Source organism: Arthrobacter sp. TJ-254 (genome assembly GCF_058269175.1).
Window position 1 is genome coordinate 36,036 of sequence record NZ_JBZCNF010000007.1, and the last position, 25,426, is coordinate 61,461.

The 25,426-nt window shown below is 65.4% G+C and carries 24 protein-coding genes; 15 read left to right on the forward strand and 9 right to left on the reverse strand.

Annotated elements, in window-relative coordinates; translation table 11 throughout:
* Positions 1–345 precede the first annotated feature (345 nt).
* A complete protein-coding gene (locus AC4D14_RS17500; protein WP_490903951.1) occupies positions 346–951 on the forward strand; it encodes a TetR/AcrR family transcriptional regulator in 606 nt (201 codons plus the stop codon).
* Positions 948–2,150 carry an FAD-dependent monooxygenase gene (locus tag AC4D14_RS17505; RefSeq protein ID WP_490903952.1) on the forward strand — a complete coding sequence of 401 codons (1,203 nt, stop codon included), beginning with the start codon at positions 948–950 and terminating at the stop codon, positions 2,148–2,150. The genes AC4D14_RS17500 and AC4D14_RS17505 overlap by 4 nt, the downstream gene beginning before the upstream one ends.
* Here the strand turns inward: AC4D14_RS17505 and AC4D14_RS17510 are convergent.
* Positions 2,096–2,293 (reverse strand): hypothetical protein, encoded by a 198-nt coding sequence (locus AC4D14_RS17510; RefSeq protein WP_490903953.1) that lies wholly within the window; start codon positions 2,291–2,293, stop codon positions 2,096–2,098. The two genes, AC4D14_RS17505 and AC4D14_RS17510, sit on opposite strands and share 55 nt — an antisense overlap.
* 4 nt (positions 2,294–2,297) lie before the next feature.
* On the reverse strand, positions 2,298–2,711 hold the full coding sequence (locus AC4D14_RS17515) for a hypothetical protein (protein ID WP_490903954.1): 414 nt from the start codon (positions 2,709–2,711) through the stop codon (positions 2,298–2,300).
* 531 nt (positions 2,712–3,242) lie between these two features.
* Here AC4D14_RS17515 and AC4D14_RS17520 point away from each other — a divergent pair.
* Entirely contained in the window at positions 3,243–3,641 is a 399-nt protein-coding gene (locus AC4D14_RS17520; RefSeq protein WP_490903955.1) for a hypothetical protein, read from the forward strand.
* A gap of 1,010 nt (positions 3,642–4,651) precedes the next feature.
* Complete coding sequence (locus AC4D14_RS17525; RefSeq protein ID WP_490903956.1) at positions 4,652–4,903, forward strand: hypothetical protein; 252 nt, start codon at positions 4,652–4,654, stop codon at positions 4,901–4,903.
* 108 nt (positions 4,904–5,011) lie between these two features.
* On the opposite strand, the gene AC4D14_RS17530 is transcribed toward AC4D14_RS17525, so the two are convergent.
* The 3 genes from AC4D14_RS17530 to AC4D14_RS17540 form a co-directional block, all read right to left on the reverse strand.
* The gene (locus AC4D14_RS17530) at positions 5,012–5,467 is read right to left on the reverse strand and encodes a GNAT family N-acetyltransferase (protein ID WP_490903957.1); all 456 of its coding nucleotides are present in this window, start codon (positions 5,465–5,467) and stop codon (positions 5,012–5,014) included.
* 1,481 nt (positions 5,468–6,948) lie between these two features.
* Positions 6,949–8,217 (reverse strand): RNA polymerase sigma factor, encoded by a 1,269-nt coding sequence (locus tag AC4D14_RS17535; protein WP_490903958.1) that lies wholly within the window; start codon positions 8,215–8,217, stop codon positions 6,949–6,951.
* 16 nt (positions 8,218–8,233) lie between these two features.
* On the reverse strand, positions 8,234–8,581 hold the full coding sequence (locus AC4D14_RS17540) for a YciI family protein (protein ID WP_490903959.1): 348 nt from the start codon (positions 8,579–8,581) through the stop codon (positions 8,234–8,236).
* 558 nt (positions 8,582–9,139) lie between these two features.
* Here AC4D14_RS17540 and AC4D14_RS17545 point away from each other — a divergent pair.
* Positions 9,140–9,997 (forward strand): NmrA family NAD(P)-binding protein, encoded by an 858-nt coding sequence (locus AC4D14_RS17545; RefSeq protein ID WP_490903960.1) that lies wholly within the window; start codon positions 9,140–9,142, stop codon positions 9,995–9,997.
* 819 nt (positions 9,998–10,816) lie between these two features.
* Here AC4D14_RS17545 and AC4D14_RS17550 read toward each other — a convergent pair.
* Together AC4D14_RS17550 and AC4D14_RS17555 are read right to left on the reverse strand one after the other, a co-directional pair.
* A complete protein-coding gene (locus AC4D14_RS17550; RefSeq protein WP_490903961.1) occupies positions 10,817–11,653 on the reverse strand; it encodes an MBL fold metallo-hydrolase in 837 nt (278 codons plus the stop codon).
* Between the two features lie 222 nt (positions 11,654–11,875).
* Complete coding sequence (locus AC4D14_RS17555; RefSeq protein ID WP_490904043.1) at positions 11,876–12,724, reverse strand: SGNH/GDSL hydrolase family protein; 849 nt, start codon at positions 12,722–12,724, stop codon at positions 11,876–11,878.
* Positions 12,725–13,184: 460 nt separating this feature from the next.
* Here AC4D14_RS17555 and AC4D14_RS17560 point away from each other — a divergent pair, with 460 nt between their 5' ends.
* Entirely contained in the window at positions 13,185–13,472 is a 288-nt protein-coding gene (locus tag AC4D14_RS17560; protein WP_490903962.1) for a hypothetical protein, read from the forward strand.
* A gap of 1,042 nt (positions 13,473–14,514) precedes the next feature.
* Complete coding sequence (locus tag AC4D14_RS17565; RefSeq protein WP_490903963.1) at positions 14,515–15,171, forward strand: DUF305 domain-containing protein; 657 nt, start codon at positions 14,515–14,517, stop codon at positions 15,169–15,171.
* A 246-nt stretch (positions 15,172–15,417) separates the two neighbouring features.
* Here the strand turns inward: AC4D14_RS17565 and AC4D14_RS17570 are convergent, their stop codons facing one another.
* A complete protein-coding gene (locus tag AC4D14_RS17570; protein WP_490903964.1) occupies positions 15,418–15,618 on the reverse strand; it encodes a VOC family protein in 201 nt (66 codons plus the stop codon).
* Between the two features lie 287 nt (positions 15,619–15,905).
* On the reverse strand, positions 15,906–16,673 hold the full coding sequence (locus AC4D14_RS17575) for a TetR/AcrR family transcriptional regulator C-terminal domain-containing protein (protein WP_490903965.1): 768 nt from the start codon (positions 16,671–16,673) through the stop codon (positions 15,906–15,908).
* 174 nt (positions 16,674–16,847) lie between these two features.
* On the opposite strand from AC4D14_RS17575, the gene AC4D14_RS17580 reads away from it, so the two are divergent.
* From AC4D14_RS17580 to AC4D14_RS17615, 8 genes are all read left to right on the forward strand, one after another.
* On the forward strand, positions 16,848–17,135 hold the full coding sequence (locus AC4D14_RS17580) for a hypothetical protein (RefSeq protein ID WP_490903967.1): 288 nt from the start codon (positions 16,848–16,850) through the stop codon (positions 17,133–17,135).
* A gap of 160 nt (positions 17,136–17,295) precedes the next feature.
* Complete coding sequence (locus tag AC4D14_RS17585) at positions 17,296–18,423, forward strand: fatty acid desaturase family protein (RefSeq protein ID WP_490903969.1); 1,128 nt, start codon at positions 17,296–17,298, stop codon at positions 18,421–18,423.
* Positions 18,420–20,318 carry an alpha/beta fold hydrolase gene (locus AC4D14_RS17590; RefSeq protein WP_490903970.1) on the forward strand — a complete coding sequence of 633 codons (1,899 nt, stop codon included), beginning with the start codon at positions 18,420–18,422 and terminating at the stop codon, positions 20,316–20,318. The genes AC4D14_RS17585 and AC4D14_RS17590 overlap by 4 nt, the downstream gene beginning before the upstream one ends.
* 122 nt (positions 20,319–20,440) lie before the next feature.
* A complete protein-coding gene (locus AC4D14_RS17595) occupies positions 20,441–21,331 on the forward strand; it encodes a diacylglycerol/lipid kinase family protein (RefSeq protein ID WP_490903971.1) in 891 nt (296 codons plus the stop codon).
* Between the two features lie 423 nt (positions 21,332–21,754).
* On the forward strand, positions 21,755–22,207 hold the full coding sequence (locus tag AC4D14_RS17600) for a MarR family winged helix-turn-helix transcriptional regulator (protein ID WP_490903972.1): 453 nt from the start codon (positions 21,755–21,757) through the stop codon (positions 22,205–22,207).
* Between the two features lie 263 nt (positions 22,208–22,470).
* The gene (locus AC4D14_RS17605; RefSeq protein ID WP_490903973.1) at positions 22,471–23,160 is read left to right on the forward strand and encodes a DUF8692 domain-containing protein; all 690 of its coding nucleotides are present in this window, start codon (positions 22,471–22,473) and stop codon (positions 23,158–23,160) included.
* A 341-nt stretch (positions 23,161–23,501) separates the two neighbouring features.
* Positions 23,502–23,996, forward strand: a complete 495-nt coding sequence (locus AC4D14_RS17610) for a hypothetical protein (protein ID WP_490903974.1) — start codon at positions 23,502–23,504, stop codon at positions 23,994–23,996.
* A gap of 402 nt (positions 23,997–24,398) precedes the next feature.
* Positions 24,399–25,280, forward strand: a complete 882-nt coding sequence (locus AC4D14_RS17615; RefSeq protein WP_490903975.1) for a DNA/RNA non-specific endonuclease — start codon at positions 24,399–24,401, stop codon at positions 25,278–25,280.
* Positions 25,281–25,426 lie beyond the last annotated feature (146 nt).

The following is a 25,426-nucleotide window of genomic DNA, read 5'->3' on the forward strand; positions in this document are numbered from 1 at the left end:
GGGACTCGAACCGGACTCCAGACCCTGAGAATCCGCCACTCCCCCGAGAACATCCGCAATCCGGCCCAGTCCGGCACCGATACGGCCCAGTCCGAGACGCAAAGTGTGGACACTGTCCACACTCTGGGTCTCCCCACTAGAGGCCTTCCCCGACAGCCGCACTAAGTTCAATACGCTCGCACTGCCAGGGAGGAATGCAACTGGTTGGACAGCAGGTTCGAGGCCGATGGTGTCGAACAGCCGTGAATTGGAGGCCGCTTCAGAACCACCATCTTCCGCTATAGGCGGGGGCAGGCTATTATTTGGGCAGATGCCCAAGGTGGTTGCCCAATCAAAGGTGGAGGAATGAGTTCGCCGACGTCGGCTGAGCGCGGTGTCGAGGTCCGTCGGCGGTTGCTTGCGGCCGCCGCGGAGCTGATCCCCCTGCTCGGCTGGCGTGGGGTGAGCACCCGGGTCGTGGCCCAGAAGGCCGGGGTGGCCCCGGGGCTGGTGCACTACCACTTCGACTCGGTGCAGTCGCTTCTCCGGCAGGCTGCTGTCGGGGTGATGAGGGAGGTGCTGGCCGCGGTCCCGCCTGTACTCTCAGGAGCAGAATCTGGGGAGAAGGCGGTGGGGCAACTGCTCGCGTCCTTCGAGGACTTCGACGGTACGGACTCGAGGTCCCTCCTGTTCGTCGAGGCTTACCTGGCGGCGACTAGGGACTCCCAGTTGCGGGCGGAGCTCAGCCGCATCCTCGACGAGGTGCGCCTTGCCCTGACGGCCTGGCTCGATGCGCAGGGCACACCGGCGCCTGCCGAGACGGCCGCCGTGCTGATAGCAACGCTGGACGGTGTGATGCTCCACCGCGCTGTACAGCCGGCGATGATTACGGGGGAGATCGGACCCGTGCTGCACCGACTGCTGGGTGACCCCGGCAACGGCAAAGAGGAGGCGGGGATCGAGAGGCGATGAGAGCACTGATCTGCGGAGCCGGTATCGCCGGTCTCGCGATGGCACAGCGGTTGACCGCCCACGGGTGGGAGGTCACTGTAGTGGAACGAACGCCGCGTCCCCGGGAGCAGGGGTACATGCTCGACTTCTTCGGTTTGGGCTATGACGCGGCCGAGGTGATGGGTCTGCTTCCGCAGCTGCACAAGCTCGCCTATCCGATCGAGGAGGTGACCTACGTCGATGCATCGGGACGACCCCGCGCACGTATCGACTACGTGCGCGGAGCCCGACTGGCCGGAGGTCGGCTGCTGACCCTGATGCGGCCCGATCTGGAACGAGTACTGCGTGAGCAGATCGCACCGGGGGCTAAGCTGCGCTACGGGTGCACAGTCGCGTCCCTGGAACTCCTGCCAGACAGCGTCCACGTAGTCCTGACCGACAGCACTGTCATGGAGGTCGATCTGCTGGTCGGCGCGGACGGCATTCACTCCACAATCCGTCAGATGGTCTTCGGGGATGAACAGCAGTTCTTGCGCTATCTGGGCATCCACACAGCCGCCTACGTCTTCGACGACCCGTTGATCCGGCGACGCATCGGCGACCGGTACGCCCTGACCGACACGGTCGATCGTGGGATGGGGTTCTACGGGTTGCGCGACGGACGGGTCGCCGCGTTCGCCGTCCACCGCGACCCGGTCGCGGCGATCCCGGCAGACACCCGCGCCGCGGTGCAACGTTCCTACTCCTCACTCGACTGGGTCGTACCCCACGCGCTGGAGAGCTGTCCGCCGCCGCGCGATCTGTACTACGACCTGGTCGCCCAAGTTGAGGTACCACGGTGGCATCGCGGCCGCGTCGTCCTGCTCGGCGATTCCTGCCAGGCCGTCTCCCTGCTCGCCGGCCAAGGCGCCTCACTGGCGGTTGCCGGCGCCTACGTCCTCGGCGAACAGCTGATGGCCGCTGGCCTGGTCGAGGACGCCTTGATCCGATACGAGCAGGCCTGGAAGCCGGTCGTCCAGGCCAAGCAGGAAGCCGGCCGCCGCAGCGCGCAGTGGTTCCTGCCCTCCTCAAGGTCGCGTCTGTGGCTGCGCCGTGCCGCGCTGACGCTGGCCGCCTTGCCCGGCTGGGACACGATCATCAGCGCCGGCTTGGTGGGCAAGACACCTCAGTCCCTGACCGACCTCGGCGCGAGCGGGCCGCGAGCCGTCCCGCCCGAGTAGGACCACCCCCCGGACATCAATAGTGAGGCATTGGGGACGCGCAGCAGGACCAGGGTCATGCCCGCGATGAACACGACGATGAAGAGGATGTAGAGCGCTTTCAGCGGCTGTGACGACCGTGAGACGAAGCGGAGAATATTCATCGCCTCAACCCGCGGCGTCGGTCGCTAAGAAAGTCGAAACGACAACGAACCAAACTCCGATCAGCATGTAGGCCGCACCAAAGAATCTGAGGAAGCCCGGCCGTGAAAACAGGGACCGTGAGTAGTCAACACCGAAGGGCTTGTACCTCTTCGTCATGTCCGCGTAAGCCTGCGCTGACCCGCGGAAGTCGGTGAGCAACACCAGCCCAAGCAGGAAACCGACCACACCAAGACCGCCGAACATCCAAGGGATAACGCGGAGCGCCACATCCTCCGACCCAGAGAGCACAAGGGCAATGAATCCGAGGAACACCGCCGCGAAGGCCACAACCCACAGCCGCAGGATGGTCTTCAGTGGCTGCGGAAGCGTTCGAGCAAGTTGCCAGAACTTTATCTGTCCCCCCGGAATGGCCTTCAAAGCCCAACCGAACTGGGCTAGAAGTAGACCATAGCGCCTGAGAAGACCCGGAGACGGGCCCAATCAGCGCAGTTCCTCATCCTACTGATGGCCGTAGGGAGATAGTCGTGGGTTTCTTTGCCTACGATGCTCGCTCCACGGCCGCGATGGCCCGCCCGAGAAAGCGCCCGCTGAGAGACCCTTTCACGGGAGGTCCTTGCCTCGAGGTTGAGCTGGGGCGTGATCCGGAAGTCTCCCTCTCCGATTCCCCCTGGCTCGTAGGACCCGGCGATGAACCTGCTCGCTGATGCGGAAAACCTTGCCGCCGACGGAGAGTTCAAAGTCGTTCATCCCGCGAATCTACGTCCGTCCCTAACTGCGCAGTCCGCACCTGTCGGTCGGAGAACGTTGTGATGGGGGATCCGCCCACGGGCGGGCGAACCGACGGCAATTGTGCAGAACTTGTTTGCTCCGGTGTGTGCAGGCTTTCGTTCCGATAACGAACGTGTCCCGACTATCGACGCGGCCGGTCATCCCCTGCAAGGTGAAGCCATGCGTACACTGCATCCGACGAACGGGTTCTTGGCTTTGACCCAGGTGCTGCTCGCCGTCGCATTTTTGTCAGTGCTGCTGAGCGGGTGCGGCGGGCCCCCCGGCGGCAACGCTCAACCCAGGGACGCTGCCGAGATTGTCGATGGATACGACTGTCTCGCGCCGAATCTGGGCGGCTGGGCCGTTCCTCCCGACCCGACCCACCCACCCGGGTCACAGCTTCCGGATGCGCCGGACCCTGGCCGGGTGCCGACCGGTTTCATCCCGACCACAGCCGTTCGCTGCGATCAGATGGCCAACGTTGAGGATGACGAAGGACAGTGGAGCGCCGTCACCGCTGTCACTCTCACCGGTGATCTGACACCACTTTTAGCGGCCCTGGCCGAGCCGGATGACTGAATCGGGCTTGGCCCGTGTACGGCCGATATGGAACTCGTGTCCCCGCTATGGCTCGTCGATGCGGCCGGCCGGGCGGTCCATGCGCACTACCCCCGTGACAGGTGCGCAAAGACGAAGCCCGGCGTGCACAAAGCCCTCGCCGGGCTGTCCGTACGAGACACCACGACTTTGAAGCGAACACTGGTTGTACCGCGCGCTGCCCTGGACAGCGGATGTGCGGCGGCATGGACTGCTCCCTTCGCCCAGGGGATACCGCTGTCGATTCCATCGGCTGGTTCCTCTTCGGGCGCCATCGGAGCGTCACCGGCTCCCCCCACGCCGATAGCCGATACGGTGCTGGCCGAGACAGATGGAATGCGTTGGTGCCGTTATGCGGTCGAGTCCGCTCCGGCAGGCGTGGCGGAGTCGAACGGGTCGGAGCCGGACGAGGCGGTGGCCGCTCCGGCAACAGGCACGCTTCATACAGGCCGATTCGTTGCTGGTGGAACGCTCGACACGGCGACCGCCCGGTTGGTGGCCGATATTGCCGCGTCCGGGCCAGTGTCCCGCTCCTGTGATGAGTCGGCGATGATGTTCTTGACGCTCTGGCCGAGCCGGGGCGGGCATGAACTCGGGTCGATAATCACGGTCGAGCTCGACGGCTGCGGACTGCTGCACCGCGACGGAAGTGACGCGCGTACACTGCCGGCCGACGCCCGCGAGCTTCTGACCATTCAAACCAGCCGATAACTGACGATCCGGCCACCGAGGCCCCACATCGGATAGGCGTGGCATCCTCCGTTGATCGTCGGGTGACCTGCTCAAAAATCCGCTTACGCGCGCTCCTCAACCCTTCTCGAGTGCCGGACTCCCTATCCAAATTCAGGAGTACGATCGCGGGCATGGCCGCTTGCTCAGTACTCCGTTGTCCAGAGACTGCATCGCGCTCTTTCGCGTTGGCGCCATACTCGGATCGTGAAGTGCCTGTCTGTCAGGGGCACAAGTCCAGCCTGGAGGAAGGCACCCGCTGGATGGCGAACCCAGGCACAACCACGGGAGCACTGACCGCGACGGCGGGTTCGGTCAAGGTCACGATCCTTATGGGGCCCGACCTTCCATCCGAGCCGCGGGTGCGGGAACTCGGCGTTAGCCCGACCATTGGCAGTGAGGTCGGTTTCTCCGTGAACCTGGGCATCGAGGGCCCGGACGGCCAGCAGCAGCAGGTCACCTTCTGGATGACCGAGGAGCAGGGCAGGCTGCTTGGATCTTGGCTCACCGGGTAGCACCAGAATCATCGCTGGAGCATCGGCTGACGGCCATCGGTCTGATTAGGTGCCAGCAGTAGGTAGGGATGCCTAGGGTGCAGCCATAAGTGTTCGTTGAGGGATCTCTCAGCGGGACGCTGCGAAAAGGATGAGTCTTGACTGTCCGTTGTCAGCTGTGACGCCGTGGATCGTGGAGAAGCTACCGAGAGGACGAAAACCGAAGGTCTCGTGTAACCGAATTGAGGCAGTGTTGTGCTCGTTGGCGAAGTAGTAGGCCTGGTCGGTGCGCGACCATATCCACTCCAGGCGCGCATGGGTGAGTGCCGATGCAATGCCCTGACGCCGGTGAGAGGGGCTGACCATCACGCCTCCCAAATAATGGCCGGCCGGAGCTTCGTTGTCAGGGTGTGCGTGAAAGTGGGTCTTGGCTACACCGACAGCCTGACCGTCCAGCTCTGCTACCACCATTACTCGCCCTGGTGTTGATCGGAGTGCCTCAGCAGTCCAGACATCGCGACCGCAGGCCGTGCTGATACCACGTACCCCTTCGACATCGTCCACGGTTACCTGGCGTATGAGCATTCCCTGATCCTACTGATGAGAAGATCGGGCCCCGCTCGATAGCTCCGCCGTTGGGGAGATGATCCTCTTGCAGAGCTGCGGTGCTCACGTCTCAAACCAGGATCCGTGCCAGAGGGATAACCTCACTGCCGCGTTGAATCCGCCGATCCTGCAACGGGCGTGGTCCTGAGCCCTCAGGACGTGTAGACCATGAAGGTGACGCCCGTTCTGCACGGGGGCGGAAGGGATTCTGTGAGCTCGGGCCCCTCGCTATATCCGCCACCCAGGGACACCTGCTGAACCAGCGGGACCGCATCGAACCCCATGGCGAGTTCGCCTGACTCATTGAAGTGGGTACCAGCGGGGAATTGGATGTTGTAGATCGTGCCGTCGGAGGCGTGAGCTAGCAGGCACTCGTCCCTGCTAGCGAGCAGGACGCCGTCGAATGCTGCTTCGGGCCCGGATCAACCATCTCGCTGCTCGTCCGAGATAAGAATCTCGAGCGCGGTCGACTCGTACTTTCCCCCGCGACCTCGAGGGTGCATGCGCTCACGACTATGGGGACATAAAGGCCATCGCTCTCCGGGATCCAGGAACGCTGAAACAAATCACCGAAGCACTGAAGAAGACTTATGTTGCACTTGAAAAAGCAACAGAGCGGCGCTTATGTATCCATGCGCGTCTACTGGCAACGGCGCATATTCGTTTCCGAACTATCCTTGAATCCGCTTTAAGTTCCTGCGTGTGCCACTGTCGAGAGGCGGAGCTGGAGAATCTTGTGCTGAGTCGCCGCCGTCGGGGTCTCGATCAGGTGTATCGAACTCGCAGAAACGAGATGAGCATCTCCGCTCTACCCATGACGTGTGTATCCGCCAACAGAATATGGGCTTCTGGGGCCACTTCTTCCCACGAGGCTGACGCGTGGTCCTGATTTTCTGCCACCAGATGTGGCAGCTCGAGATCGACGTGCAGGGAGCCTGCAGTCTCCCAAGCGCGGATGGACGCGCGGCCTTGGAATTGCTTGGTTTTGCCAGTGGGGCCTGATGGAACTTCCAGCGGAAGTCCCGCTGTGCCCAAGTCTTTCATCAGGCTTAGACTGTCGAGGCGCCACGATGCTGAGCCCAACATGTTTGCATCAGTCGATAGCGTGATTTGCCTGGGCGTTTGGGGGACGAGAGCGATGCCTGTCGACCACGAAGCCTTCTCGGCGTCGCTGGATGTAACGAGAGCATGAATGCTCTGCGGGCTGCTAGATCCAATGAGTATGCGCACTGTTGGTTCCTATTACTCGCTCATCGTCAGGGGTATCCGCCATTATTCGTATGGGTTCAGTGTGCGGATAGCGGGACCAGGGTTCGGCAGCCGCTGAAGCGCGGCAAAAGTGACATTCTTGGGCACCAGAGTGGCAAGCAGCTGATTCGATGGGTTGGTGCGGTGGGAGTGATTGTTTCACTCATTCCACGCCTGCCGCCTCCCAAAGTTATGGGGGCACAAATTTGGTGTCACCCGTCCTCCACCACCATGTGCAGCCGGTTCTCGAGGAAGGCACGCTCGACGGTATTGTCGGTCAGCAGCAGCGCCTCGGCATAGGCCAAGTGCGCCTCACGCTTCCGCCCGAGCCGCCGGAGCAGATCCGCCCGCGCAGCCGGCAGGTAGCCGTACCCCGCGAGTTGCGGTTCCCCGGAGAGGGCATCGAGGGCGGCCAGGCCGGCAGCAGGACCGAGAGCGAATCCGACGGCCACGGCCCGGTTGAGCGCCACTACCGGAGAGGGCCACAGCTCCACCAGCACGTCGTACAGGGCGAGTACTTCCCGCCAGTCGGTTTCCTGCCAGCTGGGCGACTCCGCGTGCACGGCCGCGATCGCTGCCTGCAGCGCGTACCGCGACGGCGGCCGGGCACCCAACGCCTCCCGGACAAGGATCACGCCCTCGGCGATGGCGGCGCGGTCCCAGCGCATCCGGTCCTGCTCCTCCAGCAGCAGCAGTCGTCCCTCGGGTGTCGTGCGGGTGTCGCGGCGCGCATCGGTGAGCAGGAGCAGGGCCAGCAGGCCTGCCACGGAGGGGTCGCGCGGCAACAGCCTGCGCAGCAAGCGGCACAGCTCGAAGGATCGTTCTACGAGGTCGCGGCGTACCAGTTCGTCCCCGGCAGGGGCGGTATGACCGGTGGTGAAGAGGCTGTGTACCACCAGGAGCACGGCGTCGACCCTGCCCGGCAGGTCAGCTACCGAAGGCACCCGGTAAGGGATACGGGCAACGGCGATCTTCTTCTTCGCCCGGGTGATGCGGGCGGCCATCGCCGCCTCGCTGACCAGGAAGGCCCGCCCCACTTCGGCAGTGGACATGCCGCACAGCAGCCGCAGCGTCAGGGCGACCTGGGCGGCACGGTCCAGCGCCGGATGGCAGCATGTCACCACCAGACGCAACCGGTCATCAGGGATCGATGCCGCCTCACCGCCGTCGAGGGTGTCTTCGGGACCGGGTTCGGCCTCGTCCTCGACCAGCAGGGGAAGATACCTGGCCTCGACCTGCCGGTGGCGCAGCACGTTAAGCGCCCGGCGTCGGGCCACGGTGGTCAGCCAGGCCCCGGGGCGGGACGGCACACCGGTGCGGCGCCAGTCCGTGAGCGCGGAGGCGAAGGCGTCCTGCACGCACTCCTCGGCGAGGTCGAGGTCGCGGGTGACGCGCACCGTCGCTGCGAGCACGAAGGCCCACTCGCGGCGGTGCGCGTCGGCGACGACGGCCGAAACGGTGGACGTGTCCTGACCGGTCATCCCGTCCGGCCTGAACTCAGCTGCCGAAGTCGATGACGGGCCGGACCTCGACGCCGCCGAAGCGGGCCGGAACCGTCCTGGCGACAGCCAGTGCCGTGTCCAGATCCGGGGCGTCGATAAGGTAGTAGCCGCCCAGGGCCTCCTTGGTCTCGACGAACGGGCCATCGGTCACCTCGGACCCGCCGCGGACGCTGGTGGCCGTCGTCGTCGGGTGCAGCGCCTCTCCGGAAACCATGCTGGCACCCAGAGCAGGCACGCCGCTGGCGAAGGCATCGTGCTCGCGCTTGATCTCCTCCATCAGCCCGGACGGCGCCTCGGCGTACGAGGTCTCGGTTTCGTAGATCAGGATCATGTACTGGGACATAGCTGTTCCTCTCGGTCATCGGGGATCGGTTCTCGACCCCTCTACTTATACGACACGCGGGGTCCGGCCACATCGACAGTGATTCGAGAATTTGTGAGATCACGTCACGAATCTCCCAGTGACCGACTGCCCAATAGGCCACGGCCCTGCGACTACTCCTGAGTCCCTGCAGCCGCGACAGGTGCCGCTGGTCTGCAGCAATCGCATCACCGGTTCATCATCTCCTCCAACTGGCCGGGTTCATGCTGGACCGCCGGGAGGTGGGACCGGCTTGCGGGGGGATCTCGCCGACGGACGGCCAATCGGCGTCCTGTACGCCATGCGCCGCGCCGGAACCCTCCACTGGGCCTTCAATAACGACCGAACCTTCCGCTGCGTACGAGCTAGCACTCGCCAAGGACCACCTGGCGGCAAGCACCGCGCTGGGTGAAAGCGCCCTCTCGCACGAACACCGATACCGGTCCTTCATAGCGGCAGCGAGGGTCCAAGAAGCCGACGGCTGCCGGCAGCTTGATCCGCCAGAGATCCTCCTGCGGCGGGTGGGTCTATGCTCGCCACATGACCACTCCAGTGCTGATTACCGGCGCAACCGGCAACGTCGGACGCCCGCTGGTTGTCGGGCTTCAGGGCCTCGGGATACCGGTCCGTTCCGCGAACCGCGGCGGTACGGGTCCCGATGCCGTGGCCTTCGACTTCACGGATCCCGCAACGTGGCAGGGCGCCTTCGATGGCGTCCAGAGCATGTTCCTCATCCGGCCGCCGCGGATCTCCAACGTCGTCCGGGACATAGTGCCCTCCCTCGAACGCGCGCGGGAACTCGGTGTGCAGCACGTCGTACTGCTGTCGGTGCAGGGCGCCGACCGCATTTCGGTCCTTCCACACGCCCGGCTCGAGCGTTGGCTGCGAGGCTCGGGCCTGTCGTGGACCTTCCTGCGTCCTTCGTACTTCGACCAGAACCTGAGCACAGTCTTCCTACAGGACATCCGTGACCGGAGCCAGATCCTGGTCCCCGCCGGCGCCGGCCGGACGGCCTTCGTCGACGCCGTCGACGTGGCGGCCGTTGCCGCGATCGTGTTGTCCGCTCCCCACGAGCACCACAGCAAGGCCCTAACTCCCACAGGAAGTGAAGCCCTCACCTACATAGAGGTGGCGCGGATCCTGTCCGAGGTCCTCGGCAGAACCATCTCCTACCGCGATCCGGGCATCATCGGTTTCTTCCGTCACGCGCGCGCAGACCTCGGTATGGACCGGGCGATGGCGGTCACCACCACGATCATCCACGCAACGGCGCGTGTCGGTGCCGCGAAGTACCTCACCGGGGACGTGCAGGGCGTCACCGGGCGGCCTCCCACGACCTTCCGCGCCTTCGCCGAGCGCGAGCGGTCCTTGTGGACTGCACAGCACCAACCGGGGTAGCAGCGAGTCGATGCCAGGCCGGCTTAGCCATCGCCCAAGGTGTTCGAGGGTGAGCCCGCCTAGGGGCGGGCCGGAATAGCCCAGGTCGGGCGGTCAGTCCAGCGGCCGACCGATGATAAAGCCACAAGCGGACAGGTCACAAAAGCTGATTACCACACGGGGCGGAACCTTCATTGAGCCGCCAGGTCAGAGGACTTCGCTGAAGTCATGCACCTACACAGCCGCTCCCCCATGAACTAGTAAGAGAGCCCAAACCGGGCGTCCCGACAGAAAGGCGGCACCCAGCCCCCAGAAAACTCCAAAACAGCCACCAGAACCAGCACCCGGACCGCAGAATTGGGCCGGCTGTCCACAGTCAGGGAGCCAAAGGGCCCCTGACTAGGGGAAACATGTGCCCGAAGTGGGACTCGAACCGGACTCCAGGCCCCGGAAATCCGCCACTCCCCCGAAAACCTCCGCAATCCGACCCAGTCCGGCACCGGTACGGCCCAGTCCGGGACCCAAAGTGTGGACACTGTCCACACCCCCGATCCTCCCCGCCGGAGGACCTCACCCCAATCGGCAGCACCCCGCATCGATAGGCTGCGGCGCCTCTCTTGCAGGACGAAGCAACGCATCGGGCTGAGCACATTGACATTCGATCCGCCACCGGTCATCGGTCATCGCGCCCCGCGGCACAGCTCCTCCGGGCTGCAACGAGGCGCCCGTTGACGGCAAAGCCCGTCGCAGGAAGTGTGCTTTCAGCAGTGTTGTGCTGGGTGCGTTGAGCATCCTCTTCAGCGAAGTGCTCGAGGTGCTGCTCAGCACACTAAGCGGCCTTTAGCTGGGGTGCCCGTCGCGTTCGCTTCTCCGAGCGACGCTCTGGGCTTGGCCGGCGTGGATGTCGCTCACCCATTCCCAGCCGGGCCTAACGGCGGGACCGATGCGCGGGTCGCTGGGATCACAACTGTCGCGCAAGGCATGCACGTACGCGCGATCCAATTCGATCCGTGCGCGCACCTGGCCGGCCTTGCCGATGGAGCCGTGACCCGGAATGACGGCGACCGCCTCGTCCGCCACGCCCTCCAGCATCCGCAGTCCGACCAGGTACTCCTCAACCGGGTCATTCGTGCTGGTGAAGTCATCGAGCATCGGAACGAAGACGTCGGAGAGCATGTCGCCGGCCACGAGAACGCCGCGCTCTACGATCACCAGCGCCGCATGCCCCGGGGAATGCGCCGGGTGCTCGATGATTCGAACCTCGGGGCCCGACCATGGGATCTGCGCGGTCCCGGCGGGCAGGGCCGTGATCAGCCCGAAGAGGTCCAGTGGCGTGTCCTGGGCGATCTCCGGCGGCAGCCCTCCGACGACGCGGGCCTTCCAGTCCCCGTTCAAGCGCAGGTCTCGCATGAGGGCTGCGCAGCGGGCGGTGCCATACCGGGGCGCGTCGCCGAGCGCGGCATCCCAAAGCACGTGATCCCAATCGGGATGCGTCGAGAAGCCCGCCACGACGGGCTGGCCCAACTCCCGAAGGTCGTTCGCGAGGCATGCCATCTCCCCGCCGGTGATCCCGGCGTCGATGACCAGCACGCCGGCCCGGCCCTGGACGACGACGGTGTTGTTCAGGAGGAGCTCGCTCTGGTGGACCAGCACCCCCTCCGCGACCTGCATTAACATGGGATCTCCTTCCGCGCGGGGCTTGCGACGGGCTTGACGGTGTTCATGGTGCCCTTCCGGGTCGGTAGCGTACATTGGCGTCGGAGTCGGCCCCGTCGACGCGGTAGAGGGCGGATGGGGCTAGGTAATGATGCGAAATGTGGTTAGGGACAGGGGCTGTTCGAGGCAGGTAGTCGTTTTCCGCTGTGCACCGCGTGGATGCAGTTCCGCTCTCCTGCCCTTCTAAATCCCTGCACCAGGGGGCATGCAGGGGCCGAAGATCGTCGTCGCCTCCGGGCGCTTGGGGGTGATCCCGTCGCCCGCGGAGCGGTTGTGCAGCCGCCGCAGCACCCACGGCACCAAATACTCGCGGGCCCAGACAGCATCCTCGGTACGGGCCATGCGCCAGGTCCTCGGCGGAAGCGGCTTGGCATGCATCGGTTCCAGGGTGTGGTTCACGGCGAGCGTATCGAGGACCATCATTGCCACCGTGTGGTGCCCCAGGGGCGAGAAGTGAAGGCGGTCCTCGGCCCACATTCCCGGATCGGAAAGCTGCCGCAGCGCCCACATATCGGCGATCACGGCGTCGTGCCGCGCGGCGATGACGCGGAGGTTTTCATTGAGGACCGCCATCTTCAGGCGCATCCCCCCAAGGACCGTGTCGCGTACGTCCGGCCCGGTGAAGAGCACGACCGTCGCCCCGCCGCTGCCGAGGTCCCGCACAGCCGCATCGAGGCGGGCTGCCATCCGGTCCGGATCCGCTCCGGGACGCAGCAGGTCGTTGCCGCCGGCCGAAATGCTCACGAGGTCCGGCTTCAGTGCCAGCGCGGGCCCAACCTGCTGATCGATGATCTGCTGGAGCAGCCGTCCGCGCACCGCGAGGTTCGCATAGGAAAAGCTGCTGCAGCCGCAGCCGAGCTCCTCGGCCACCCGGTCAGCCCAGCCCCGGTTCCCACCGATACTATCGGCGCTTGGGTCACCGATGCCCTCGGTGAAGGAATCCCCCAGGGCGACGTAGCGCCGCCATGGGTGCGGTACCGCGACGGCGACGGCCTCCGTGGAGGAGATGTCGGCCGGATGGACTGGCTGAATTTCACTCACCTGCCCATCCTGCCAAGCCGGGACCGCCCTACGCGACCGTAGGTAGCCTCCTCGACCTGTATGTGACGCCTGCATCCGGTGCAGCGCCTGGGCTACCCTCACCGGGCATTTTCTCGGGCAGGGTATACACGACTGAACGGCGCCAAATTCCACATGGGATTCGCGTTTCCCTGCCGGCCGGAAATAGTGTCGCGGTGACGGAACGGTTTGTGCGGCACCTGCTTTTGACCGATTCACCGCCTTTATCCGCCACCTCTAACGGAGGTGTACATCCACGCCGCTGCGCTCGTAACCGCTAGGACAGAATCATCAACCCAGGTAGGCCGGAACCATGTCACACAAGTGCACAGCATCGGGTGCATGCGTCGCCTTTCTTCCGGTGTGGTCCTCAGGTCTGGGGTCAGTGCGTGGCTGATGCGCTTTTGCACGCCATGCCCTGATAATCGAGGGCATGAACGACAAACAGCTCAATGCAGCGCTGAGGTCCCACAGCAAGGCCTGGCATAAGTACCTTTCCGACCCGGCAAGCCGTCGGGAGGAACCGGTCCTCCCAGCGCAGGTGCGGGCCGCCGTCAATGAAGTGCGTGCCGAAGCGAGACGTCGCGTTCGTGACCCGGGGGGACCACTCAGCGACTATAGCGATGCGCTAAGCGCCTGGGCGGCGGCCAGCCATCCCGACATCGGTTCGTACGAAATGTATCGCCATGTCACCGGCGAGTTGATCCGCGATCACCGGTAGGCCGCGTTTGCGCCGAACGCGAGGTTCGCGGGAAAGAACTCCGCTGTTGGGCCCCTTAGGGCTGCCCAACTTCATTGAACACGCCGTCAGGGCTATCCCCACACGGCGTCTGTCAGCGGGACGGCGTACCAGCTAGGCAGGGGGACATGGAAGCTGCTCGTCGAAGCCCCAAACGGTTATTGACGGGGCCGTGAAGGTTCTGGCGGTAGCACACTAGCTTTACGACAAGTGCGCGTTCCCTCGGGGAAGCAGAGCGAGCGGCCCTGATGCCACGGCACACCTCCACAGATTGGACTTGCGGCCGTGATGTTCCCCGGACATCACCGCGGGTGCCTTCATTGTGGTCCCGGCACAATTACCTGACTAGAGGCCGGAGACCCGATGTCGCCATCGTGGACCTCGAGGTGCACCCACCGCTCGACAACAGCAAACACGGACCGAGCGCCCGCGAGGCGTCGACGATCCGGTCCACGATAGGCCTCAGGAGGGCTTGGGTTTCGGACGGTTGAAGTGGCCGCCTGCGGGTAAGCACCGCCCATATATCGCCCGACGGGTCGCCGCGTAACCGGATCCCAGGGACGCGCGAACCGGTAATACTCCTTGACAGATACCCCCATGGGGTATATTTTCGGTATACCTGAAAAGGCCGTCCCGCCCCCTTGAAGGGGTTCCACGCCGTAAAGGTCTCTACTCCGCGCAGCCCGGCGGATCCGCCTCCGCATCTGGTGCGCCAGGACCAAATTCACACCTCGACGATTTGGGAGATCACCATGACCGGCACCCCGCCTGCTCCTGCTGCGCGGAACCGTCCTTCCCTGGACCATACAGCGCCGCGGGCCGCCCGCTTTGTCCTGGACCTCACTGCCGGCCCGTGCTCCTTCCCTGACCACGCTCGGTATCAGCCGCACCTAAAGGCGCGCCCGCTCGCCTTCCTCCGGCGGCAGGCCCCCGGGCCCTCCAGGGCCCACGTCACCGAGTTCATACGCCCGCCCCTGCGGGCAATCCCACAGTTGCACAGACGAGCATTGAAGGACTTTTCACCATGAACACCACAAAGCGTTCGCTCTCCCTGTCCGCCCTGGCCGTCGCCGCCCTCATTCTGGCCGGGTGCGGTGCGACCGGCGGATCCAACACCACCTCCACCATGCCGCCCAGCCCGGACCAGAGCATCTCCGCCTCCCCGCAGGCCGGGCAGGAAGCATCGACCAAGCACAACGAGGCCGATGTGCTGTTCGCCCAAATGATGATCCCGCACCACCAGCAGGCGGTCGAAATGAGCGAAATGATGCTCGCCAAGGATGGCATCAGCGCCGAAGTCACCGACTTGGCCACCCGCATCAAGGACGCCCAGGGCCCCGAGATCGAAACCATGACCGGATGGCTCGAAGCCTGGGGTGAACCCCTGGAGCCCGAGGGCGGCGCCGAAGGCCACGACATGGGAGATATGGGTGCGGATTCCGGATCCATGGACGGCATGATGAGCGAGGACCAGATGGCCGAGATTGAATCCACCGAAGGCGACGAAGCCTCGCGGATGTTCTTTGAATCCATGACCGCCCACCACAAAGGCGCGATCGACATGGCGCGGGAGCAGATCGACAACGGCCAGAACACCGAAGCCATCGCCCTGGCCGAAACCGTCGTCGAAACCCAGGAAGCCGAAATCCAGGAAATGGAAACCCTGCTCGCCGGCCTCTGACCGGCCAGCAGAACCCACCCTCCCGGGGCGGGACCGGCACCCGCCAGGCCCGCCCCGGGCACTCCCTGCCTCCTACCTCCTGCCTCCTGCCTCCTGTCTGAAAGAGCGTCCCGTCATGGTCATCCATTCAACCCACCGCCTCGACCCCGGGGCCTCCCGGACGGAGGCGCTCCCTTCGGCATCATCTGGATGAGCCCGGGCCGAGTTCTCACCGACGCGTGAGTCCCGATGAGAGCTGCCGGCAGCTTACGCTTCTTCTCCCGGAGCCGTGTTGGTGATGCTCTTGCCGGAAAGGACCGAGGTCTGCGACCCCGGTGGGGTCAGGTGTATCACTTGGCACTCTCCGCTGTCGGCGGTGTCCAGGTCGACCCGAAAGCCGAGGGGTTCGTAGAAGGACCGTACCCGCTCGACGTCGGTGACGGGAACGATGACAACTTCAAGCTTCAATGGAGATTCCTCGTGCTGGGGGCGCTGGTTGTCCGTGCTGGTGGTGCTAATGCTGCGGGACGGGGAGGGACGGCGATGCGCCCGGATTCGTTGCGGTACGCCGGCTGCACACTCCGCGGCTGCGCCGGGCGCCCGGCGTCTGCGCCCGGACCTAAATTCGGGCAGCGGGGCCGGTACTGCCGGGCAGCAATTTCGGGCCGATCGTGATCGGTGGTGGTGCTGACGGTGCACGGCGGAAGGAACCACCACGGCCGGGTGGTCCGGCCGGGCTCCAAGCCTGGGAAGACTCACCTTGGGGTTTGCGCGGGGCCGTCCAGCTGGGCTTGGAGGCCTTGAAGGAGGATGGTGAGGCCTTGATCGAGTTCGGTTTCTCCGTCGTAGTCGAGCAGGAGCGAGGCGAGACGGCGGAGGTGGGGAAAGTCCCTTTTTGGCAGCCGATGCAGACCGAGGCGCAGCCCCGGTTCGTCCTCGTCGGGGTTGACGACGAATTCTTCAAGTTCGTTGATCAGGTGGCCGATGAGGAAGCCGTAGTAGGCGCGGTAAGCATGGAGCGCGCCGGAGGGTTCGAAGCCGGCCCGGCTGAGTACGGCGAGGATTTGCTCAAGGGGGCGCAGCGCGCCCAGCGGCCGCAGGCCCATGGGGGTGGACAACGGGCGTGTCACCAGCAACGGCACAACATTGGGGTGGCACAGCACCAGTGAGCGGAAGCGGTGGGCGGCCTGACGGAGCTGGTTCTGCCAGGCCGAAGGCATGTCCTCGGCCTCGGGGATTTCCCACTGGTCCAGCAGAAGTTCGGTCAGGCCGTCGAGAAGCGCATCCCGGTTTTCGGCGTACCGGTAGAGCACCATCGGGTCCTTCCCGAGCCGGTGACCCAGGCCCCGCATCGAGAGCGCGTCAAGGCCCTCGGCGTCGACCAGCTCAAGGGCAGCGGTCAGTACGGTTTCTCGGCTGAGCTGGCCCCGTCCCTTCCCCCGGCCGCCTGAGCCCGGGTGTGCGGCCGGGCCTTCAGGTTCGCCGCCTTGATCGGCACCAGTTGTCCCGTTTTCCGGAATCATGAGCATCCACCTTCTAGTAAGCCCCCTTGCTATTTGAAACTCTACACCGTAGTGTCTACGGTGTAGAGCAATGGCGTGGAGCAAACCGCGGCCCTCATGCTCCCTATCCCACTGGTGACCCGGCTCGTTCTGAGCATCGGAGTTCACCGCCCACACTTCTTGAGGAGATTTTCCATGGCCAACAGCACCCTTGAAAGCACAAACCACGGCAACCACGCAGTTGAAAGCCGCCGCTCGACCGAGACGAAGGCCTCGACGAAGACCACCGAGTTCTTCGCCTACATCGCCATGGTCATCGCCGTTGCAGTCACCGCCCTTGTGGTCGGCGATGGTGACGCGGAGGACGGCATCGACATGTTCAACGCCCACCAGGGCATGGAGCTGATCACCTTCCTGACCATCGGCTACATGGTGGCCCGCGGACTGGCGAAGTCCGGAAGCCGCGAGCACTACAACGCGTAGCACTCCCTGGTGATCCCCGCAGTGGAGTAGGCGCTCCTTCGCGGGGATCACCTGTCTGAACCCGCCGGCCACGGCCACCTGCTCCTTCTGCGGGCACCGGTCGGGTGCGCCGGCATCAACACCCGCACCACCTGCACGCACCACTACCCTCAAGGACCCCATGAGTGACATCACCGCAACCATCGCCCCGGCAGGCGCGGGGATTGCTCCCGAAACGCCGGTCCGCCGCGCCGTCCGGATTTCAAAACCGAACGACGTTGTCGCCTCCTACTCGGTCCTGCTCAAGCAGGTTCGCAAAGAGGGACTCCTGAACCGCCGCCGCCGTTTCTATGTTGCGGTATTCGTTCTGCTGAGCCTTGCAATGGGTGCCGCGTGGACAGGTTTCGCGCTGCTGGGCGATACGTGGTTCCAGCTTCTCATCGCCGCCGTCCTCGGCGTCGTGCTGACCCAGATCGCGTTCCTCGCCCACGAGGCCTCGCACCGGCAGATCTTCAAAACCCGAGGAGCCAACGACTGGTCCGGGCGCATCCTTGCCGCCGGCGTTGTCGGCATCAGTTACGCCTGGTGGATGGATAAGCACAGCCGGCACCACAACGACCCGAACACGCGGGGCAAAGATCCGGACATTGAGATCGACACGATCTCCTTCATCGAAGAAGACGCGGCCAAGGCCAAGGGCATCCAGGCCTGGATCACGCGCCGGCAGGGCTACCTGTTCTTCCCGCTGCTGACCCTCGAGGGCCTGAACCTCCACGCCCGCTCCTTCGTCACCCTCTTCCGCCGCGGCACCGTCAACGGCCGCTGGGTTGAGCTGTCACTGCTCGCGGTGCGGTTCACCGCCTACCTCGGCATTCTCTTCTGGTTCCTGCCCGTCGGCATGGCCTTCGCGTTCCTGGGCGTGCAGATGGCCGTCTTCGGCGTCTACATGGGCGCCTCGTTCGCACCCAACCACAAGGGCATGCCCATCGTGCCCAAGGACAGCAAGCTCGACTTCTTCCAGAAGCAGGTCATCACCTCACGCAACATCCGCGGCGGCTCCTTCGTGAACAACGCCTTCGGTGGCCTGAATTTCCAGATCGAGCACCACCTCTTCCCCGACATGCCCCGCCCCCACCTGCGCCGGGCCGCGGTCATCGTCAAGGAACACTGCGAGCGCCTCAAAGTGCCCTACACCGAGGTCGGCGTCGGCGCCTCCTACGCCGCCGTGGTCACCTACCTCAACCGGGTCGGCCTTGCCGCCCGCGATCCGTTCGACTGCCCCATGGTCAACCGGTTCCGGCGCCCGTGAGCGCCAACACAGGGACCTCCGCCGCCTCCTCCAACAACCGCTCCCGGCGCCTGGGCAGCAAGCGTGCCGGTATCACCAGGCTTCGTGCCGCTCTTCGGCACAGGATGTCCGCAGCGCACCGGGGAGCCGGATCCGCTGCGACGCCTCCCACCCTCGTGGCTTCGGGGGCAACCGCGCCCGGTGCTCTCCGACCCGACGTGGTTGGCACCGTCCAGGTCCCGCCCGGCGGGGACGACGCCGCACCGGTGTGCCGTCTTCATTCCTTCCGGCCGGCAGGCGTGACCGGTGGGGCGCCGGTATTCGTCATGGTGCACGGCCTGGGCATGTCCCACCGCTATTTCGGCAGGCTTCAGGAGGAACTTGGCGCCTCGGCGGAAACCCACGTGCTCGATCTTCCCGGTTTCGGGGGAACACCGAAGCCCGGCCGCCCGCTCAGCGTCGGGGATTACGCGGCAGCCATCGCCCGGACCCTGGACGCGGCGCAGCTTCGTTCCTGCACCCTGATCGGACATTCCATGGGAGCCCAGTTCGTCACCGAACTGGCCCTGCAGCGCCCCGACCTGGTCGCCCGGGTGGTCCTGATCGGCCCCGTCACCGATTCCTCGCACGCATCTGCCTTTTCCCACACCCTGTCCCTGGGCCTGGACACGGTGATGGAACACCCGCTCACCACGGTGCTGGCCGCCGGCGCCTACGCGCGCTGCGGGCTGCCGTGGTACTTCACGGAACTGCCCGTCATGCTCACATACCGTCTGGATCAGAGGCTGCCCCTGGTGACCCGGCCCGTCCTGATCATCCGCGGCGCCCGGGACCCCATCGCCCGCCGGGACTGGTGCGCCCGGCTCGCCGGCACCTCCCGGCAGGGACACCTCGTGGAAATTCCCGGACAGGCTCACGCCGCACACCGGGCAGGCGCCGCCGCCGTCGGCGCGGCCATCACCCGGTTCATCGATGAACACCCGCCCACCCCCGAAGCAACAGCGCATCCGGGCCCCAAAGAGCTGTTCAGTGCCCTCGGGGCTGCGGGGGGCACCCCCGTTGAGCGGTATGCGCCGCAGCTGGGTCCACTGCCCGCGCATACGCGCGGGCAGGTCAGTTTCACGACCGGAGACCGGCAGGCCCGCGCCCACCTGATCCCGCACCGGCACGCCGGGACGGAAGCCCCAGCGTCGAGACAGGCCGAGACGCAGGTCGTGCAGGTGTTCGTGCTCATTCACGGCATCGGCATGTCCCACCGCTACTTCCAGCGCCTCGGCAACCAGCTCGCCGCCCACGGGCGGGTCATCATGCTCGACCTGCCCGGTTACGGGTGGACCAGGAAACCGGCAGACGGCATGACGAACGCGGCGAAGGCGGACTTCATCGGGGGTCTCCTGGATCAGATGGGGGTGTCCTCCTGCGTGGTGATCGGCCACTCCATGGGCGTCCAGAGCGTCACCGAGCTGGCGCTCCGACGCCACGGCCTCGTCTCGCACCTGGTGCTCATCGGCGCGGCCGTGGACGCACACCGGCGGACCGTGCCCGAGCAGGCCCTTACCCTCACGGTGAACAACGCCCTGGAGAAACCGGTGTTGAACACCCTTCAGTTCACCGATATGCTCCGCTGCGGACCGCGCTGGTACCTGGCCGAACTCAAAGTGGCCATGGAATACCCCCTCGAGGAACGCCTGCCCCTGGCCGGGCAGCCGGTGCTGATCATGCGCGGTTCCCGCGACCTCGTTGCCGGATCCATCTGGTCCCGCGACCTGGCCGAATCCGCCCCGGACGGGGAACTGGTGGAAATCGACGGAGCCTTCCACGGTGTGCACCACAGCGCCTCCGGAGCCGTTGCCGAGCGCATCCTGTCCTTTCTGGCCGGCACCGCGGACCGCCGGGATGAACCCGAAGCGGCGTAGGTCCGCAACCACCGCACGTCAAACGCTTCATCTTCCCGCCAGCGGAAACGCGTGGAAGGAACGTACCCCGTCAGGCCCGGGATCCTTCGTCCCGGGCCCAATGATCAGGAATAGGTAGACCAATGGCATCACCCCGCAGGTTCGACACGATCACTGTCATCTTCAATCCCAACAGCACCGGGGACGCCCCGAAGCTCGCCGCGGAGCTCAGCGATGAGCTGGCGCCCTCGCTGCCCGGGACGGACGTCAGACTCCAGCCCACCGAACACGCCGGCCACGCGGTGGATCTGGCACGGAAGGCGGCCTCGGCGCCCAACGCCCTGGTCGTGTCGGTCAGCGGGGACGGCGGGTATAACGAGGTCGTCAACGGTGTCATGGCCAGCGGCAGCGACGACGCCGTGTGCGCGGTGCTGGCCGCCGGCAACGCCAACGACCACAGCCGCGTCACGGGGCGCAAGCCCCTGGCCGAGGCCATCATCGAGGGCCATGTGCGCCGGATCGATCTGCTGCGCATCAGCATGGACGAGCCGGACGCAGACCCGGTGTATGCTCACTCGTACATCGGGTTCGGCCTGACGCCGGTGATGGCGATCGACCTGGAGAAGGGCAGCAAGGGCGCCATCAAGGAAATGTTTTCGGTTGTGCGCACCTTTTCGAAGTTCAAACCCTTCGAGATCCGCCAGAGCGATGGCAGGCGCCGCAGGTTCGACAGTCTCGTGTTTGCCAACATCTCCGAGATGGCCAAGTACGCGACCCTCAGCGAGGCCGGTGACCACCCTGCCGACGGGAAGTTCGAGGTCATCATCTTCCCGCACATGGCCAAGTGGCGGATCCTGCTCACCGCCCTGCGTGCCACCACCAAGGGACTGGGCGACCAGCCCAGCTACGCGCACTACCGGTTCTCGACTCTCAAGCCCATGCCGTATCAGATCGACGGCGAAGTGAAATCCGTTGACGCCAACACGGCCGTCATCATTGACAGCATCCCGCGGGCCCTGTCCATCCTCGGATGACCTTCGGTCGGCCATCCTTCCCGGGCCGCGCGAAGGCGGCCTGTGGCCCAAGCTGATCGGCAGTGCCCACACCCGGTACGTGGTGGCGTCCTTCACCCGTGTGCAGAGGGTGGCAGTGCCGGTTTCGGAGGAAATCACCCCTGGTACGCAACGTTTCGTCGAGGATCTGCCGGCAGGCACGGAAGGACGGCGTCAACGCCTCGCGGGTCCCCCGGCCGATCGCAGTGGCCCGTTCCGTCGTTCCCGACGGTCAGCGGACTCTGACTGCGGCTCCTGGAAGGTACGGCCTTCAAACCGTGGGGCAAGGCCGACGACCGTCGAAGACAGTTCGGCTGCCCCGCCGTGCTGATCAGGCTAGGGTTACCGAAAACAGTTAGTAAGCCCACTTCGCATCGGTTGCCGACGAACGCAGGGAACGGTCACATGATTGATACGCAGCAATGGACAACGACACGGCTTCTCCTCACGGCGGCACGGGTGACCGAACATGCGTGGAATGGGCATCTCGTCGAGCTGGGTGTCACTCATGCCGGAATCAACACGCTGCGGGCCCTCGCCGAATCGGGACCAATATCCCAGGTCGAATTGGCGCGTCGGCTGAGGGTGCAGGGCCAGACGGTCGGATTCCTCCTTGCCCGGCTGGAAAGCCGGTCGCTGGTTGCCCGGGCCCGCAGCATCACCGACCGCAGGAACGTGACAGTCCAGATCACCGGTGAGGGACGGGCCATTCTGGAGAAGGTTGATCAGGCAGAAGAGGACTTCAATGACGGCGCCGGTTTGGGCTCGGAGGCCCTACGGGCGGCGCTGATCCGAATTATCAGCCAGGACCGTGCGCAGGCGGTGGCGCCTTCGCATCGGTCGGATAGCGACGGGTAGGACGCTCGCCTGCTTTGAGCCAGTGAGGGTGACGCCGCCGCTCATCTGAATTCACCCTGAGGCGGGGTATTCCCCACCCATCCCTCGTCGTCAACATAGCGAATACCAGCCCGTAGGCTGGGGACCCCGCATTCCTAAATTCCATGACTTTTTGTGTGAGGTAATCCGTGCCAAACAGTTCACCCCGTGATGCCTCCCACCCGGCGGAATTACCAGTAGTCACACCCGAAACCGGTGGCCGGCCATGGCGGCGGATACCGCTGTTGAGGACATTTGTGATCCTGCTGGTTCCCTGCCTGATTCTCAGCGCTGCCAGTGGTTCCCTGTTCCTGGCATTGGAGAAATCCACCCCGGAATCCTTCGATGACATTCATTTCTGGTTCTACTTTTTCGATGTGGGCCGCGAAATCAATGTGCCTACCTGGTACAGCTCCGTCATGTGGATCGCTGCCGGCCTTGTTGGCGGCTACCTGGCCCGCAGCGCGTCCCGCTTCCGGCGCACATGGTGGTTTTTCGCCACCGTGTGCGTCCTGTTCTCAATCGATGAAATGCTCGAGCTGCACGAACGCCTGGATGTGATCGGGGCCGCCCTGGTGAAGTTCCTTCCCTTCGAGCTCGGGTTCGTGTGGGTAATTCCGGGAGCAGTGATTGCCGCGGTGGTTGTGCTGCTTCTGCTGCGCATGGTTCTCTCGCTTCCGGCAGGGGTGCGCAACGGGCTGATCATCGCCGGCGCCGTGTTCGTCGGCGGAGGCATGGGCGTGGAGTCCCTCGCGGGGCTGGCACTGGCAGGCACCGGGTTCACCCCGGCGTTCTTCGTGCTCACCCTGCTGGAGGAAACACTGGAAATGCTCGGCATCGCCCTGTGCATTGCCTCCCTGCTTCACTTCATCGAGTACCGCCCCGTCGAACGCGCAACCGCGTACCGTCCGGCCGAACGTCAACCGGCGATGTAGTGTCCGCAGCGTTGATTGGCGCGGAGCGTCCGGAAGTATCCGGATTTTCCCTTTCTGACCGGTGTGGCCGTGGATCCTGTCCGGCCTGGTGGTGCTCGGCTGTCGGGGTGGGGCCGCCGCATCGGTGCCGCTGATCAGCAGTGTGCACTGGTGCACGGCCCTCAGGACATGGATCGGCGTGCACAGTGCCCGCGTCGGCCGGCACGCTCCCGGGTCCGCCGTGGTTTCTCGGCACAGCCTTGGAATGCTGTTGCGGGCTGGTCTCGCCCGTTCCGTGGCAGGCCGGGATCTGCCTACGGTCGAAGCACACCATTGGAACGCGAACTCCCAAGGAGGCAGCGATGTACACCATCCCGGATCCCCCTCACCGACCGCCCCCGCTCCCCCGGCAACGTCATGAACATCACGGCGGGAGGCTTGCCGCAGTGCTGGCCGGTGCAGCACTCGCGCTCACTGGCTGTGCCTCCGGGGGCGCGGACAACTGGAACTCGACGGCGGTGGGTGATGACAAAAGCGTGGGAGCAGTGGACCTGCGCAGCGTCCTTCTCGTCACCGCCGCAGAGGGGCGCCCCGCCCGGATCCTGGGCACTTTGGAGAACAACTCAGAGACGCCGGTTGAGGTCACCATCAGCGACGCAGACGAGCGAAGGATCGTCGTCGTGCCGGGGCAGGGCAGCCTTCCCTTGGATACGAACCCGACGCTGCTGCACAGCGCCGGGGACGCCCCGGGTGCACGGACGACGCTGACCGCCGAAACCAGTGAAGGTACGGTCGACCTCCTCGTGCCGGTGGTCGATGGCACCCTGGACCCGTATCGGCCCTATCTGCCGGAGTGACGACGGCGGCTCACCGGAATTGTCTGCAGCGGCTCGTCCTGCGCCGCCTCCGAACCCCACCGAGGCCGGATTCCCGCGGACCGCCGCGCCTGCTGTCCATCGCGGTGCACGAACCGGTGATTGCCCGGAACCTTCACCTTCTCATGCAGAAACTGCGTCGGAGCGCCCACAGCGGTCGTGCTGTGTGAGGGCTGGTCCTCGGGTACCGTTGAGCGTCAGCCCTGCCTTCAGCGATGGAGGATCATGCCCCGGGTCCTGGCCGCGCCCAGGACTGGGGCTTACCGTTGGTCCGGCCGACGGTATTGCCTGGACCGTCGTGGCTGGTTGTCGGTGAGGTTCTCTTGTCCGACCTTCACCCGGCGTGTTCACGCTGCCGTCACCTGCCTTTGATAGGTTCTGCGGATGAATCAGTTGCCGCCCGAGCGCCCGTCCCTGACGGTCGGAGATCTTTCCGGCCGCACCGGTTTCGATGAGCGGTTCCTGGGCGTGGCCGTCCCGGTGCCGCGGCTGACCCTGGACGTGGAGACTGCCCTGCTCCCCTACACCCACTTCAGCGTCCTGATGCGCCTGGACAAACGCCTGGCCGCCGTCGCCGCCCTGGGCATCGACGGCGCCCGGCTGATGGACCGGGACCGGGACGGGCTGCGCTGGCGGCTGGATCCGCGCCTGGAGGAAGACCAGCAGACCGGGGAGCGGGTCTACGCCGACAACGACCTGGACCGCGGACACCTGGCCCGCCGGGCCTCGGCCGTCTGGGGCGACACCGCCGAGGAAGCCGAGCAGGCCAACCGGGACACCTTCCACTACACCAACGCCGCCCCGCAGGCCGCCCGCTTCAACCAGGGCCTGGAACTCTGGCTTGGCCTGGAGTCCTACCTGCTGGAGCACGCCGCCAATCACCGCCGGCGCCTGATCGTGCTCACCGGGCCGATCTTCAGTGACGCCGACCCGGTGTACCGCGGGGTGGAAATCCCGCTGCGCTTCTTCAAGGTCGCCGCGTTCCTCCACGGCGGCAACCTGGCCTCCACCGGGTACATCGTGGACCAGACCCCGGTGCTGCCGGACCTGGACGAGGCCCGCCGGCTCCTCGGGGAGGCCCCGCCGCTGGGCCCGTTCCGGACCTTCCAGGTGCCCGTGGCCGACATCGCCGCCCTGACCGGGCTCGGGCTGGACCGGCTGGCCGCCGTCGACCGGATGCCCCCGGTGCGCTCCGCCGCACCCAGCGGCAGGGAATCGGCGTGGCTGGAGCTGTCCGCCCTGAGCGACATCAGCTGGTCCCGGTAGCGCCGCAGGCGCAGCAGGAGTTGACCAAAGAACATCAGCGGTTCCGCGGATTGTATTTGATCTGCGTGAAGTGAATCCGGCACGGCTGCAATGGTTCCCGCCACGGCTCGTCGACGGCCCGCGGATCCGCGTCGTATGCACGCGCT